Source organism: Niveispirillum lacus, from assembly GCF_002251795.1.
GTDB lineage: Bacteria > Pseudomonadota > Alphaproteobacteria > Azospirillales > Azospirillaceae > Niveispirillum > Niveispirillum lacus.
The window spans coordinates 262,201-276,766 of record NZ_NOXU01000031.1; the positions used below are offsets into that span (position 1 = coordinate 262,201).

Here is a 14,566-nt window from a genome sequence, read left to right on the forward strand (position 1 = left end):
CGACACCGTTCAGGTCCCCGTAAGGGGTAGCATGACAGTATTGCGGTAATTCGCGGTCGCCATCATGCCCGAAAACCGGTCGGACTGTACAAGCAATTATTGGGCAAGCGGTCAGAACTTCGCCAAACAACTTTTGCGTCATTACCTCAAAGATTTCTTCTTCCTTTTTTCGCAGCAAAACAAAAAGGGCCGGCCCACTGGGCCGACCCTTTGATAGACAAACGCAGTGTCCCGGCAGGGGCCCGCTGGTTAGGAAGCCGTTTTCAGCTTGCGGAACTGTGCCCACATGGGTGAGGGATTCTTGTCCAGGTCAAACGCGCGGGTGTTCTTGGGGTCCAAACCCTGGCGGCGGCATTCCAGCGCGAAGATGTTGGTGTTGGCCGGGTCCAGGCCCAGTTCGGTGCAGGCGGTATTAAAAGCGTTCTGGAAATCGGCGCTGCTCATCTTGTCACCTTCGCAGGTTGAACGATCTTCGGGTCCATCGGGCCGGTCCGGTGTCGGTCAACAGCTCCAGGCCGTCTTCCTTCACGCATCGCAGCATCGCCGGCCATTACGGCCGAATTGCGAAGCCTTTGATCCAAAACGATGGCATTCACATGATCAGATCAAATCATCGGGGTATCTGTTGCAACAGCGAACAATGCATAGCGGACCCTTTTGCGTCGCGGGATGATTGTGTGCTGCCCAGGCCCCGGTTGTTGAATGGACCGACAGCGATTATGGTCCGGTCATGAGCACACGACCCTTGCCCTTTGTCCTAGCGTTGGACCTGCCCGATCCGCTGGCGGCGTTTGCCGTCCTGGCGGGGGAGAGGGGCGCTATGCTGCTGGATGGCGCAGCAGCGGAGGGGGCGCGTGCGCAGTACACGATTCTGGCTGCCGATCCGTTCAGTTGGATCGAAGCGGCCAGCGACGGCACCGTGAGGCGTGATGGAGCCCTGCTGTCGGTGGACCCCTTCACCGCACTGGAACAGGCACTCGTACCGTTTTCTCGGCCGGTTCCCCCTGGCCTGCCCGCCTTTACCGGCGGCGCAGTCGGGGTGATGGGGTATGAGTTGGGGCGTCATCTGGAACGGTTGCCGACCCCGCACCGCACCGGTATCCATCTGCCCGATATGGCCTTTGGCCTGTATGACACGGTCGCAGTGATCAGTCATGCCGAGAATCGGGCCTGGGTACTGTCGGGGGCAGAGCGCGAGGCTGATGAGGCGTGTCGCCCTGCCAGGGCCAGGGTGTTGGCCCAGGCGCTGCACGATCGGCTTACCGCTGCCCCGGCCTTGGCGCGCGACACGGGCGACGGTCTGTTGCGGCGGCCCGGTTGGGGGGCCGAGCTGTCGCCCGCTACCTATCGTGACCGTGTCGTGCGTATTCTCGACTATATCCGGGCCGGTGATATCTATCAGGCCAACATGACCCAGCGCTTCCTGGGCCGATTGCGATCCGGAGTGACCGCCTGGGATGTGTATCGCCGGCTGCGCCCCCGGACGGCAGCGCCGTTTTCTGCCTATTTGAACCTGGGACAGGGCCGGGCAATTGCGTCGGGATCGCCGGAACGGTTTTTATCGCTGACCGCCGGTGGCGCCATCGAAACGCGGCCCATCAAGGGCACCCGCCCCCGCCATGCCGATGCTGCGCGCGATGCGGCCCTGGCTGCCGAACTATTGTTGTCGGAGAAGGACCGGGCGGAAAATCTGATGATCGTGGACCTGCTGCGCAATGACCTGTCGCGGGTGGCGCAGATCGGATCGGTAAAGGTGCCCAGTCTGTGGGGCCTGGAAAGCTACCGCACCGTGCATCACCTGACCTCTGTCGTCACGGGCCGGTTGAAGCCGGGCCTGGGCCCCGTCGATTTGTTGCGCGCCAGTTTCCCCGGCGGGTCGATCACCGGCGCGCCCAAGATACGGGCCATGGAGATCATCCATGAGCTGGAACCTGCCCGGCGCGGCCCCTATTGCGGATCGGTAATGTGGATCGGCTGGGATGGCGCCATGGACAGTTCCATCATCATCCGTACCGCCGCGATGTCGGGCGACAAGGTGCAGGTGCAGGCGGGCGGCGGCATCGTGGCCGACAGCGAGCCGGAGGCCGAGTATCAGGAGAGCCTGACCAAGGCCAAAGCCATCCTGACCGCTCTGGACCCCGCCATGGCCTGGCCCCCCGCTATTGCGGCGGATGAGGCGGGGGAGCAGGCGGCATGAGTGTCATCTGGCTGAACGGTGATTTTGTGGCTGCCGAAAAGCCAGCTCTGTTGGGCCATGATCGCGGTTTCACCTTGGGTGACGGCCTGTTTGAGACCATCGCCGTCAAAGCCGGCGTGCCCCTGCGTCTGGATGCCCACCTGAAACGCCTGCGCGACGGGGCAGACTTTCTGGGCTTGGCTGTGCCGGCGTCTGACCAGGCCCTGCACGACGCCATTCTGGGTCTTCTGGGGGCGAACGGCATGGGGGGGGAAGCAGCGGTGCGTCTCACCCTGACCGCCGGTCCCGGCCCACGGGGCCTGCCACGGCCAGAGGTCGCCGCCCCCACCCTGATGCTGGCTGCCGGCCGTATCCCGGCAGAGGCCCCGCCCGCGAAACTGATTATCGCACGGACCACCTGCCGCAACGAGAAATCACCCTTGTCGCGGCTGAAAACGCTGAACTATCTCGACAGTATCATCGCCCGGCGGGAGGCGGTTGCGCGCGGGGCCGATGATGCCGTGATGCTGAACAGCCAGGGGCGCGTGGCGGAAGCCACCGCCGCCAACCTGTTCTTGTCGCTGAACGGGCGTTGGGTCACGCCGGCCGTGGCCGAAGGCGCCTTGCCTGGCACCATGCGCGCGGCGCTGATCAAGAACTGGCGGGCGGAGGAACGGGCGGTGACCGTGGAGGAACTGCGCCGCGCCGACGACATGGTCCTGACCAACGCGCTGGGCCTGCGTAAGGTGGCGCGGGTACTGGGTTGATGCCCTATCGGCGTGTCATCTGGCGCGATAGGTCAGGCTGTCATCCACGGCAAAAGACACAAGACAGCCGCGATGGCCGGTTGGCAGACGGTCCCGCCGGCAAAGGATGATGTGGCTGTCATCCGAGCAGATATATTTCACAGCCTCTTCCAGCAGGGACAGAGAGAACCAGCGACCGGGGCATAGTCGTTTTCCCATGCCGAACGGCAGGTAGCGGAAGCCTTTGGCCGCATCGGGGTCCAGAAAACGCTCTGGCATGAATTTGCGGGGCATGTCCCAATGATCCGCCTTGCGGTGTAGCGCGTAAGTGGAGATCACGAATTCGCCGGATGCCCCCACAGGACACTTGCTGTCTTTTCCATCCGACACTTGCTCGTAGCCGAATTGCCGGAAGGGTGGATAAAGCCGCAGCACCTCCATCACGAAGCAGCGGGCGAAATCAGGATCATCATGGATCTGCCGTTGGTACTGGGGTCGGGCCGCCAGACAGAGCAGTGCCGATCCCAGCGCGGAGGACAGGCTGAAGGAGGCGACCAGCATGCTGGTCACTTCGCCATTCACCTGCGCCTGGGTCAGCTTGCCCTGGTTGCGCAGGTCCAGCAGCGTGGACAGCCATGACCCCTCACGCGGGACCGCCTGTACTGCGATCAGTTTTTCCAGTTTCTGAGAGATGCGCTGCATGTAGCGCGTGCGCCGGAAAAACAGCCATTCCAGAGCATAGAGCAGCGGGCGCAGCAGAAGCCGGTGCAGGTTCAACGAATACATCAACCCTTCCAGCACCATGGGCCGGGTCGCATGCCGGAAACGGGTCTTGCGGATATAATCGTCCAGAGGTGGAAGAGGATCGATCTTCAGCACCTTGTCCAGCATCGCGCGGTAGGTTTCCCGGATCAGTTCGTCCGAAACATTCACCGTCACCGGTCCTGAACCGGGGGCCGGCGTGGGCAGGGCCGCTGTCAGGATCGCCCGCGCCATCGTTGGTGTGGTGCCATCCATGGGAAGGTGGGGCAGGAACAGCGGCTTCAGCCAGCGGACATGGTCATCCTCGCTGACCACCAGGGAATTCCGGCTGAGATGGAATTCCGCAATCATGGTTCGGACCAGCCGCGAGCGTGTGAAGCGTGTGCGCGCATATTCCGCGATCCGGCGAGGATCGGAACTATACTCAACACGCAGCCGACCCAAGGGCGATTGATAGTACCCGTCCTTCACGCGCGACTGAAACAGATCGACAATGGTCTTGCTCAGGGGCGGAGGTTTCATTGCCTGCTCTTTATGCACAGTGAACGAGTGCCGGATTGGCCGAGGGAGACATTCCCGTCTCCCCCGACCGATCCGTTCCGGGTGACGCCCGTCAGCGATCAAACAGACGCTTGAAGCGCCGCTTGGCCAGCCCCAGGGTGGCCGCGCGATACGTCAGATAAACCCTCAAGGACAGTTTCAGGATACCGTAGCGCAGCACATAGGGCAGGGGGATGCGGGCAAACCCGCCCAGACCATAGCGGTACACCGCCTCCACCAGCTCTTTATCCGTGTAGGTCGTGACCTTGCGGTTGATCAGGTCGGCCGACGCCATGTCGTATAGCGACTTGGCCAGATCATGTTCGCCCAGCTTCACCAGCTCGGTGATCGGGTGCAGATGATCGGACCAGAATTGCTGCCATTCGGCGTCACTGGACCGCGCCACGATCTGCGGGGCCACCTTGTAGTAGAGATTGACCGCCGACCGTTCCTTGTCGGTCTGCATCTTCTTGTCACGCAGGAAGCGGGCCAGCGTCAGTGGTTCGCAATCATCGGGCAGGCCGCGTGTACGCACCGCCGCGGTGGTCAGGAAGCAGCTGGCATCATCCTCGTCATTGTCATCATTGTCGTCGTTATCATCGTTGTCGTCATTGTCGTCGTCATTATCATCATTGTCGTCGTTGTCATCATCGTCATTGTCGTCGCCGTCGGGATTATCTTCTTCATTGAACTGGTTGGCTTCGTCTGGCGGCACTTCCCCGGCGGCGGCTTCCTCATTCAGGGCGTTGCCTTCCCCAAACAGGTTCTGGTAGGCGGCGCTGAGGTAGTTATAGCCAAGCTTTGCCAGGTACTTCATGGCTTCGAACACAACCATGACGGAAACGCCGATGGCGATGGCCTTGGCAACGGCCGCCCATTCGGAGTCCTCCTGTTGGGACTGTGATGGTTTCGGCGGGTCGGAGGCGCTGCCTTCGTTGCCATACAGGTTTGGCGAACTCGGCTTTGTTGTGCCCGTTGTATAATAATAACCGAACAGGTTGGCGCCCGTGTAGGTATTGTCCGAATACATCTGGTTGTACCACCACTGCATATAGATCAGCAGCGTGTAGCTCCCGATCGTCGCCGTAAAGGTACTGTTCAGCGGGCTGAAGGTGGCGGGTGCGGTCGTGCCCTGGAAGGTGATGGTCGACCCATCCGATGAAATGGTCAGGGTCGCAGTGGTTGAACTGTTGAGCGTGCATTGGTAATCGCCAGCCCACAGGCTGGGTGAATCCAGTCCGCTTGGTTGCAACGACGCGCTGGACGAGTAGACACTGCGCCGACCGGTGGAATTGATGGCCGCCCCACCCGAGGAGGATGTCAGGGCAACGGTGACATTGAAATCAGTCGTCTGCACGCCGCCGGGTGGCACAACAACGCATGAGGACAGGACGATCGAGCCGTTATAGGGAAATGCCGCCGAGCTGCCGACAAAGAACGTGCCGGTAGTGTTGTTGAAACCACAACTGCTGGTGATGTCGACCAGCGGGATGGTCGATGTCGCCACCTTTAACTGCCAGGCGCCATTGTTGCTGCCCAGCGTGACATAGATGCTGGCATCGCCGCTGGAAGTGAAGGTCTGGTAGGACCCATAGGCCACCGACGGGGAGGTGCCGAAAGGCGGATAGGTGGTCAGACCATTGCTGCTGGTTGTCGTCGTGGCATTGGCCGTCAGGGTCGTCGACTGGGTCGTGCTGGGTGACGTGCCATCAATGGTGCCGCCGGTCACCGTGGCAATGGAGTTGTAGACGTCCTGCGTTGTAACCTGGGTATATCCATCATTGTTGATGAGCGTCTGAACCGCCGCATCGGCATCGGATGCGGACCCGCCTGCGGCCAAGGCGTTGTAATAGGTGGTGTAAAGCGTGGCGCTGGTGTTGTTTTCCAGCAGGCTGTTCAGATAGTCGTTGGCATTGTCTGTCGAACTGTCCGTCGAACTCGCCGTGGTGGCATCGGCCGTCGCAAAATCGGCGGTGGTCGGGGCGGTGGCGGTCAGGGCAGCGGGGTTGCGTTTAGAAACGCTGGACACCCGGCCCATCGACCGCGAGAGCACGGCCTGTGTTTCTGCCTTCGACAGGGTCGGATAGGCGCGCAGTGTCTTGCGCGGGTTCTGCTCAAAATGCCGCAGCACCCGTGCATCGGTCGCCAGATCGGAGACCAGCTTTAATAACGCGTCACTGGACCGCCGTTCGAAATACCCCTCTGGCAGCTTGTGTCTGGCAAGGCTGTCCGCCGCACGTTTTGTCTTTTCTGTATTGGCGGTCTCCCACAGGGTGGGGCCGACCGACTGGGTTGCGCCGACCTTGCCATAGCCAGCGGCCTTGACCCGATCTTCCGCAGCGCCCAACAGGGTTTTGGGCGGCAGGTACAGGGTGCTGACGCCCGAAATATGCGCCTTCTGCGCGTCGGGGTTCAGCAGATCCGACAGTTTCAGGTCGATACGGGAGGGAGCGAAACCAGGATAATTGGAGGCACGGTAGATGGTGCAATCATGATCGCCCTGGTAATCATCCAGCAAAGCCTGGATCAGAAGACTGAGATTCTTTTTGCCATAACCATTAAAGTCGAACTTGCTATCGGCGAAGGCACCGATCTGCATCATGATGACTTGGCTGGTTGTGTTTAGCGGGCGTTTTCGGATGTAATAATCCGTTGCGTCTAGAATCTGACAGCCATTGCGTGATGGGTCCACTTCCAGATCAGCAAAGACACAATCCATGGTGGTGATGCCGGGATAGATAATGGCTTCGCACCCGTCCTGGCGCGCCTGATAAACCACGCGGCGGACCGCCTTCACAAAGACGCTGGGATGGCCATAAAACACGCCGCAGACGGATTCCCCGGCCCGGACACTTTTCAGTATGGCCTCTGCCATCTGCATATAGGTGATGTTGCGGCGTTTCCCCGTGCCATAATACTTATAAAGATCATGGCAATTTTCGTTCAGAGATCGAATAAAGGCAGCAGTCACGCCATCAGCGGCGTGATAAATACACGATCCGCCGCCTTTATCTCGGCCACGGACTCCATCGTCATATGCGCAATAGATTTCAGACCGGTTCCGACAAAGGCGACACGGCCTTTGCGGGGATTGTTGGTATCGGCGGGCATTTGGCGGGTCTCCTCACGCTATATCGGGATGGCAAGGGGGATCGCGGCGTGCTGTAGCAGCACACCTTCGCAGGGCAATGTGGAAATCAGTTGAGTTGGTGTTAGACTAATACCACTACAGGAATATCACCGCAATGGATGCGAAAGACATATGACTAAAAATTCCATAAAAGTCATTTAACTGACATTTATACGCACCGAAATGTGCCCTCGTTTCGCCATCAAACTGGCCAGCAACGGCGGCCCACCGCCTGTGTGGCAGGCGGATTGGCGGGCACCAGACATGATAAGGGGCCGTTGCAGCCTTTGCGGCACCGGCCCCTTGTCACATGATTAGGGGTGAGTTTAGCCGCGCGGCACGACGGTCACGATCACCCGCCGGTAGCGTGTCAGCGCGGGCGTGCCCTTATCGGAAACCGCGGCGATGAAATGGGCAGTTTCCGGCTTCGTCACCATCGGCGCGCGGAAGGTGACACGGTAGATATTCTCTGCCCCTTTGGCCGGGATCGGCTGTTTCCAGCTACCCACCTCCGGGTAATGGAACCAGAGATAGGAAAGGCTGTCGCCGTCAGGGTCGCTGCTGCCCTTGGCACTGAGCTGAAAAAGCTCCCCAGCGGTGACGGTCAGGCGGTCGGCATGGTCCAGCGCGGCAACAGGCGGGTGGTTGGCCTTGTCCGGCGGCTGCGTGGTCCAAGCAATGCGAGCCGCGAAATCATTCTGGAACGCATCGCGCCAGCGCCAGATCGTGGCTTGGAAATGGCTGTAGCTGCGCGGACCTTGCTTCACTGGCCGACCATAGGGGTTGGCGATATAGGGCGTGACATTGTCGACGGCGTTGGTCCAGATGGGGCGGGTTTCCTGTTCCACCGGCACACCGCCATTGAAGCCCTTGGGGTCGGTGGCCTCCAGCGCTGGGGTATAGAGTTCATAGCGCCCACCCCAGCCACCCCAATCCGGCCGTTCAGGGTCGGACAGGCCGTTGGGGATCAAACCCAGGAAGGCGGGGGTATCCCCCTCCATGCCGTAAGCGACGTCAGGATAGGTGGCGCCCAGAGGACCCTGGTTCTGTTGGATATTGCGGGTGATCCAGTCGGTAGAGACGGTGGTGTTATCCAGCCCCTCAACCGCGTTAAACATTCCCCCCCAAGTCGCAGCGGCATAGCTGCCGGGACTGACGATATAAAACAGGGTAGGGAATGTGCGGCGAATCCAGGCCCCCGCATCATCCTGGTCAGAGATGGTATAGACGCGCAGCTTGGCCACCAGCCGCGACAGCTCTGCCGGCGATCGTGTCGCCTTCAGGGTCAACAAGGCCTGCGCCAACGTATTAGCCCCACCCCAGACCGACACCCAGAGCGGGCGCGGGTCGGCGTTATCCAGCGCGGCGATGATGCGTTTTGCCCCCTCACTATCCTTGCCCGGCCCCGTCGCCGCCATGCCATAGGCCGGTTGCCCTGCATGCACCAGCATCGACAGGCTGTCCGCCGTGGGATACCCCGCCGCGTGACGCAGCAGGTTGGGTTGCACCTGCCCATAGGCGGCAATGGTTCGATGGATAGAATCAGGATGAATTTCGGTGCGCATGTGGATGGATGTGGTGGCGATCAACGCCTCAATATCCAGTTCGTTGGCATAGAGCAGCAACCGCACCAGCGACTGCGCGTCATCGGGTTCATTCTCAATATCGGTCAGGACGATCAGGCGCGCCTTCGTCACCGGTGGCGTTGCCATTGCCGGCACGGACAATAACCCAGCCAGCACAACGCCCATGGCAACACGCTGCATCCACGACGCCATTTTCCATCCCCGTTTCCGCCCAAGTTCATGCCAGGCGGGTTAGCGCTATCATTGCGGGCCAAGATACAGGGTGGAGCGGTGGAGGGCTAGTGGGTTGTAGAGGCGTGCCTTCGTGCGGGCCCCGCCAGCGGGTGCCGGCTGCAACCGCTTGGGTTGCGCGCAACCGAACCAGATACGCTGTCGGTTGATCAGCAAATGAGCCGAGTTATCGCTTGACCATGCAGAGCCAAAAAGCGGCATCCTGATCGGATGCCACCTTTTGTCTATTCTTGGGGCGCCCACATCGGCTCAATGCTGGCTCAATGCCGGGCGCCACCGGAAACTCCAGGCTTACTCCACCTTGCAGGCCTGCTGCTCGTAAAGGAAACCCTGGCTATCCAATTCTATTCTCATTTTGCAGGTCGTGTTGACCTGCGCGGGCCGAATAGGGCCAAGGCAAACTGCCCCTTCAGGGGTAAATGCTTCCAAATACCAGATATGGCCGACATAGCTGTCGAACGCCGCCGTCTGTTTGGGTTGTAGGGTTGTATAATGTGTCAGGACACCTTCAAAATCGGCCCACAGCACGTTGATCTGGCTGGTCGTGGCATTTTGCAGGCTCATTCCCGCCTTGGTTCGTGTTTGCGGAGATGGCTGTTGTTGATTATCGCACTGCTGGGCATGAGCCGATGAGGCAGCGATGACAGAGATTGCCATCGCGCAGGCAACGAAAAATCCACGCATATTGACCCCCCAATTGGATGAACTGTTGTTGTCAGTTAATGAACATGCCGGGTCGCCCGGTGTTTAATGGCCAGGTGCGCAGTAACACAGGTAATTTTTTGAAACGGCGCATCAGACCTTCCGGACGGCATGAGGCATCACCCGTCCATTCCCACCTTTTTGACCTGCCCATTGACCGACTCACCGGTATTGGGGTCTTGGCAAGAACATCCCGAACCCTCCGGCGATGAGGCCGGACAAAGCAATGTATAGGTACGGGCGGGGGCGGCACAACTCGCCCTTATTTGAAGATTATCAGCATCAATAGCTTCGGCGGGGCCGATATCAGCAGCAGCCCCGTCATCGGGTTTGCAGGCAAGAAACGTGATGCCAGCACTATTCGTGACTTGGTTACATTGTGCCGGGCTGCCAGTTTCTTGTGCGGAAACAGAAAAAGCAAAACTGCTCAACGTCAAGACCGCAAAAAGAGACATTCTCGACATGATGAGTGCTTTCTTAACTGTGGCTTATTCTTACCTTTTTACCATGATTTTTTGTGGTAATCAACATGCCCCGATTGGTGCCACTCAATGCTGAACAGCGCTGTATGCCAACTAGTCATGAGCAACACTGTTCTTCCAAGCTAGTTCGTTGGCGCCGGCGCCAAGCCGGGTATGGCTACACAGGCACCCCAGGCCATTGTTCAGATCAATCTTTGGTCGTTCTCAGCCTGCCATTCCCGTACTGGCCCATTTGCGCGCGCCCCTATCGACCCGGCACGGGCACGACATGCGTGTTCTTCACCTCTTCCATCACCATATAGGTGTGGGTCTGGGCGACGCCTTGGATCGAGGAGAGTTTGTCACCCAGGAAGGCGCGGTAGGCGGCCATATCGGCGACGCGGACCTTGATCAGGTAGTCGAAGCCGCCGGCCACCATATGCGCCTCCTGGATCTCATCGAACCGGCGGACGGCCTCGGCGAAAATCTGGAAGACGTCGGGGGTGGTGCGGTCCAAGCGCACCTCAATAAAGGCCGCGAGTGACCGGTCCAGCAACTCCGGGTCCAGCAGGGCCACATACTGGCGGATGAAGCCATCCCGCTCCAGTCGGCGCACCCGTTCCAGGCAGGGCGTGGGGGAAAGGTTCACCCGCCGGGCCAGTTCCACGTTCGAAATCCGGCCATCTTCCTGCAGGATGCGCAGGATGTTCTGGTCGATACGGTCGAGCTTCGCGGTTGCGGAATCGGCAGGCATGACATTCTCTGGCAAAAGGTCGCAATGGCCGGATGATATCCTGTCAAAACCCTTTATTTGGAGAAAAATCGTCCAGCGAATTTGCCATACTCCGAGCAATTCAAAACCCCAGCTTTTCTCGGAGTTACGGCAATGTCCGGCACCGTCCTGAATGACCTGCGCAAGGCCAAGCATGCCGATGAGGTCACTGTCGTCACCGGCCTGCTGCGCAGCCATGGCCTGACCGCGGCGGAACGTACTGGCATCCATGACCGGGCGGTGGCGATTGTGGAGGCGGCGCGGCTGCGTCGGCGTGAACTGGGGCCACTCGATAACTTCCTGCAGGAATTCGGCCTGTCGAATAATGAGGGCATTGCCCTGATGTGCATTGCCGAATGCCTGCTGCGCATCGCCGATCCGGAGACGGCAGACCGCCTGATCGCGGAGAAGATCGCGCAGGGTCAATGGGATGCGCATCTGGGCCGCAGCGACAGCGCCTTTGTCAATGCCGCCGCCTGGGGCCTGATGCTGACGGGCAAGATCACCGATCTGGAACGCGGTGGGGAGCGGGATGCCGGCAATTTCCTGAAGCGTATGGTGGCGCGGTCGGGCGAAAGCGTCATCCGCACCGCCATGGGTCAGGCCATGCGCGTCATGGGCAGCCATTTTGTCCTGGGCCGCACCATCAAGGAAGCCATGGGGGAGGCCCGCAAGGCCCGGCCCCTGGGGACCGTCCATTCCTATGATATGCTGGGCGAGGGCGCGCGCACCTGGGAACAGGCGACGCGCTACCTGGATGCCTATGTGAAGGCCATCGACGCCGTCGGGGCAGAGGCCGCCGGTCGTGGCCCGGTGGCGGCACCGGGCGTGTCGATCAAGCTGTCGGCCCTGCACCCGCGCTATGTCCAGGCACAACATGCGGACGTGATGGCGCGGCTGGTCCCCGCCGTGAAGGGGCTGGCGCTACAGGCCAAGCGCTGGGACATCAACCTGACCATCGATGCCGAAGAGGCAGACCGTCTGGAACTGTCGCAGGATATCCTGTCGGCGCTGGCCAATGATCCCGATCTGGCCGGGTGGAACGGGCTGGGTCTGGCCATCCAGGCCTATTCCAAGCGCACGCATCTGCTGGTTGACTGGCTGGTCGATCTGGCCCGTGCCGCCGGTCGTCGCTTGATGGTGCGTCTGGTCAAGGGGGCCTATTGGGACACTGAAATCAAGATGTCCCAGATCGCGTCGCACCCGGATTATCCGGTGTTCACGCGCAAGGCGGCGACGGACCTCTCATATCTGGTCTGCGCGCGCAAGATGCTGGCCGCCAAGGACGCAATCTATCCGCAGTTCGCCACCCACAATGCCTATACGATCGCAGCCATCCTTCATCTGGCCGGCGATAACCGCGACCTGGAGTTCCAGCGCCTGCATGGCATGGGCGAGCTGCTCTACACGGCAGCGCGTGAGGTTCTGCCCGCCTTCCCGCGTGTGCGCATCTATGCGCCGGTGGGCACGCATGAGGACCTGCTGCCCTATCTGGTTCGCCGTCTGCTGGAAAACGGTGCGAATAGCAATTTCGTCAACGCCTATATGGACCCGGAGGTGCCCGTCAGTGACGTGGTTGCCGACCCGGCCGCCTTCCTGGAGAACAATGGCATGCTGCGTCATCCGCGCATCCCCACCCCCGCCGACATCTATGGGTCGGAACGTCCCAATTCCAAGGGGTTCGACCTGACGGCGCCCGAGAAGGTGGCAGCACTGACCGAGCAGATGCAGGCAGCCCTGGCCCGGAACTGGACGGCGGGCCCCATCGTGGGCGGGGTCGAACTGTCGGGTCCCACCCAGCCCGTGACCGACCCCGCCAACCGGGCGCGCACCGTTGGCACCGTGGTTCTGGCCGACAGGCAGGCCGTTGAACGCGCCCTGTCCCTGTCGGTGGCCGCCCAGAAGGCCTGGGACCGGGAAGGGGCCGATCACCGCGCCGCCTGCCTGGACCGCGCCGCCGACCTGATGGAAGCCGACACCCCGGCCCTGATGGCCCTGCTGGTCCGGGAGGCAGGCAAGACCCTGCCCGACGCCATCGCCGAAGTGCGCGAGGCCGTGGATTTCTGCCGCTATTACGCCGCTCAGGCCCGCAGCGGGCTGAAGCCGGTGCTGCTGCCCGGCCCGACGGGGGAGCGCAACGAGTTGCACCTGACCGGCCGCGGCACCTTTGCCTGCATCAGCCCCTGGAACTTCCCGCTGGCCATTTTTGTGGGTCAGGTCGTGGCGGCCCTGGTGACCGGCAACGCCGTGATCGCCAAGCCCGCCGAACAGACCCCGCTGATCGCGGCGGAAGCCGTTCGCATGCTGCACAAGGCCGGTGTACCGGGCGATGTCCTGCATCTGCTGCCGGGTGATGGCGCGACGGTGGGTGCCGCGCTGGTGGTCGATGCGCGCATCGCCGGTGTCTGCTTCACTGGTTCCACCGAAACCGCCCGCCTGATCAACCGCAGCCTGGCCGACCGTGACGGCGCCATTGTGCCGCTGATCGCGGAGACGGGCGGCCAGAACTGCATGATCGTGGACAGTACGGCTCTGCTGGAGCAGGTGGTGGATGATTGCGTCACCTCGGCCTTCCAGTCGGCGGGGCAGCGTTGTTCGGCCATGCGCGTCCTGTTCGCACAGGAAGAGATTGCCGACAAGCTGGCCGACATGCTGGCCGGGGCCATGGAGCTGATCCGTCTGGGCGACCCGATGGATGTGGCGACCGATGTTGGCCCCGTCATCGACAATGACGCCCGTGACATCCTGATTGCCCATGCGCAGCGTATGGATGGTGAGGCACGCCTGATCAAGGCCGTGACCGTGCCGGATGCGGTGCAGAACGGCACCTTCTTCGGTCCGCGCCTTTACGAGATTGACGGCCTGTCGCGTCTGAAGCGCGAGGTGTTTGGCCCTATCCTGCATATCGTGCGCTTCAAGGCAGCGGAACTGGACAAGGTGGCGGCAGAAATCGCGGCCACCGGTTATGGCCTGACCTTCGGGGTGCATAGCCGCCTGGAAGGCCGCGCCCAGACCCTGTTCAAGACGCTGCCGGTGGGCAACACCTATATCAACCGCAACATGGTGGGTGCGGTGGTCGGTGTGCAGCCCTTTGGTGGCCAGGGTCTGTCAGGCACAGGACCCAAGGCTGGCGGTCCGCACTATCTGCACCGCTTCGTCACGGAAAAGACGCTGACCGTCAACACGACGGCGTTCGGCGGCAATGCTTCGCTTCTGGAACTGGGGGCGTAAACCGACCCGCCGGGGGGCAAGCCCCGCCCTCCGGCCTGGGTGACGGAAACATCGACAATCAGATGTTTTCGTATTCAATAAGAATACAACTTAAGACAGCAATCTACCTACCGCACCGTTGGGCGGTGGTCTCCCATGCGGGGGATCATCGCCCAACGGCTTCATTTTTCTGCGAAAAAGAGCTATAGCCGGAAGAACGTTCTACGCCGGGCGCTGTTTCCGCTCCGGC

The 14,566-nt window shown here is 61.1% G+C and carries 11 protein-coding genes; 3 read left to right on the forward strand and 8 right to left on the reverse strand.

Going from position 1 to position 14,566, the window contains the following annotated elements; genetic code table 11:
• Window positions 1–249: 249 nt before the first annotated feature.
• The gene (locus CHU95_RS17010; protein WP_094457530.1) at window positions 250–444 is read right to left on the reverse strand and encodes a hypothetical protein; all 195 of its coding nucleotides are present in this window, start codon (window positions 442–444) and stop codon (window positions 250–252) included.
• Between the two features lie 286 nt (window positions 445–730).
• Between CHU95_RS17010 and pabB the strand changes: the two genes are divergently transcribed.
• On the forward strand, window positions 731–2,197 hold the full coding sequence (pabB, locus tag CHU95_RS17015) for an aminodeoxychorismate synthase component I (RefSeq protein ID WP_094457958.1): 1,467 nt from the start codon (window positions 731–733) through the stop codon (window positions 2,195–2,197).
• Window positions 2,194–2,943, forward strand: a complete 750-nt coding sequence (locus CHU95_RS17020) for an aminotransferase class IV (protein WP_094457531.1) — start codon at window positions 2,194–2,196, stop codon at window positions 2,941–2,943. Before pabB ends, CHU95_RS17020 begins: the two co-directional genes overlap by 4 nt.
• Before the next feature lie 15 nt (window positions 2,944–2,958).
• Here CHU95_RS17020 and CHU95_RS17025 read toward each other — a convergent pair whose 3' ends face one another.
• The 7 genes from CHU95_RS17025 to CHU95_RS17045 all read right to left on the reverse strand — a co-directional run bounded on the left by CHU95_RS17025 (window position 2,959) and on the right by CHU95_RS17045 (window position 11,088).
• The gene (locus tag CHU95_RS17025; RefSeq protein ID WP_094457532.1) at window positions 2,959–4,206 is read right to left on the reverse strand and encodes a cytochrome P450; all 1,248 of its coding nucleotides are present in this window, start codon (window positions 4,204–4,206) and stop codon (window positions 2,959–2,961) included.
• Between the two features lie 91 nt (window positions 4,207–4,297).
• Entirely contained in the window at window positions 4,298–7,195 is a 2,898-nt protein-coding gene (locus CHU95_RS17030; RefSeq protein ID WP_094457533.1) for an SAM-dependent methyltransferase, read from the reverse strand.
• On the reverse strand, window positions 7,192–7,335 hold the full coding sequence (locus CHU95_RS22550) for a hypothetical protein (RefSeq protein WP_165772239.1): 144 nt from the start codon (window positions 7,333–7,335) through the stop codon (window positions 7,192–7,194). The genes CHU95_RS17030 and CHU95_RS22550 overlap by 4 nt, the downstream gene beginning before the upstream one ends.
• A gap of 345 nt (window positions 7,336–7,680) precedes the next feature.
• On the reverse strand, window positions 7,681–9,120 hold the full coding sequence (locus tag CHU95_RS17035) for a nucleoside hydrolase-like domain-containing protein (protein ID WP_094457534.1): 1,440 nt from the start codon (window positions 9,118–9,120) through the stop codon (window positions 7,681–7,683).
• A 342-nt stretch (window positions 9,121–9,462) separates the two neighbouring features.
• Complete coding sequence (locus CHU95_RS17040; RefSeq protein WP_094457535.1) at window positions 9,463–9,855, reverse strand: VHL beta domain-containing protein; 393 nt, start codon at window positions 9,853–9,855, stop codon at window positions 9,463–9,465.
• 137 nt (window positions 9,856–9,992) lie between these two features.
• Window positions 9,993–10,337 (reverse strand): hypothetical protein, encoded by a 345-nt coding sequence (locus CHU95_RS22150; RefSeq protein ID WP_133065557.1) that lies wholly within the window; start codon window positions 10,335–10,337, stop codon window positions 9,993–9,995.
• A 262-nt stretch (window positions 10,338–10,599) separates the two neighbouring features.
• Entirely contained in the window at window positions 10,600–11,088 is a 489-nt protein-coding gene (locus tag CHU95_RS17045) for an Lrp/AsnC ligand binding domain-containing protein (protein ID WP_094457536.1), read from the reverse strand.
• A 132-nt stretch (window positions 11,089–11,220) separates the two neighbouring features.
• Here CHU95_RS17045 and putA point away from each other — a divergent pair, with 132 nt between their 5' ends.
• On the forward strand, window positions 11,221–14,337 hold the full coding sequence (gene putA, locus CHU95_RS17050; RefSeq protein ID WP_094457537.1) for a bifunctional proline dehydrogenase/L-glutamate gamma-semialdehyde dehydrogenase PutA: 3,117 nt from the start codon (window positions 11,221–11,223) through the stop codon (window positions 14,335–14,337).
• Window positions 14,338–14,566 lie beyond the last annotated feature (229 nt).

Bases quoted from the DNA above. Each gene is read 5' to 3' on its own strand.
- CHU95_RS17010 (WP_094457530.1), bottom strand. From the start codon at position 444: ATGAGCAGCGCCGATTTCCAGAACGCTTTTAATACCGCCTGCACCGAA.
- pabB (WP_094457958.1), top strand. From the start codon at position 731: ATGAGCACACGACCCTTGCCCTTTGTCCTAGCGTTGGACCTGCCCGAT.
- CHU95_RS17020 (WP_094457531.1), top strand. From the start codon at position 2,194: ATGAGTGTCATCTGGCTGAACGGTGATTTTGTGGCTGCCGAAAAGCCA.
- CHU95_RS17025 (WP_094457532.1), bottom strand. From the start codon at position 4,206: ATGAAACCTCCGCCCCTGAGCAAGACCATTGTCGATCTGTTTCAGTCG.
- CHU95_RS22550 (WP_165772239.1), bottom strand. From the start codon at position 7,335: ATGCCCGCCGATACCAACAATCCCCGCAAAGGCCGTGTCGCCTTTGTC.
- CHU95_RS17035 (WP_094457534.1), bottom strand. From the start codon at position 9,120: ATGCAGCGTGTTGCCATGGGCGTTGTGCTGGCTGGGTTATTGTCCGTG.
- CHU95_RS17040 (WP_094457535.1), bottom strand. From the start codon at position 9,855: ATGCGTGGATTTTTCGTTGCCTGCGCGATGGCAATCTCTGTCATCGCT.
- CHU95_RS22150 (WP_133065557.1), bottom strand. From the start codon at position 10,337: ATGTCGAGAATGTCTCTTTTTGCGGTCTTGACGTTGAGCAGTTTTGCT.
- CHU95_RS17045 (WP_094457536.1), bottom strand. From the start codon at position 11,088: ATGCCTGCCGATTCCGCAACCGCGAAGCTCGACCGTATCGACCAGAAC.
- putA (WP_094457537.1), top strand. From the start codon at position 11,221: ATGTCCGGCACCGTCCTGAATGACCTGCGCAAGGCCAAGCATGCCGAT.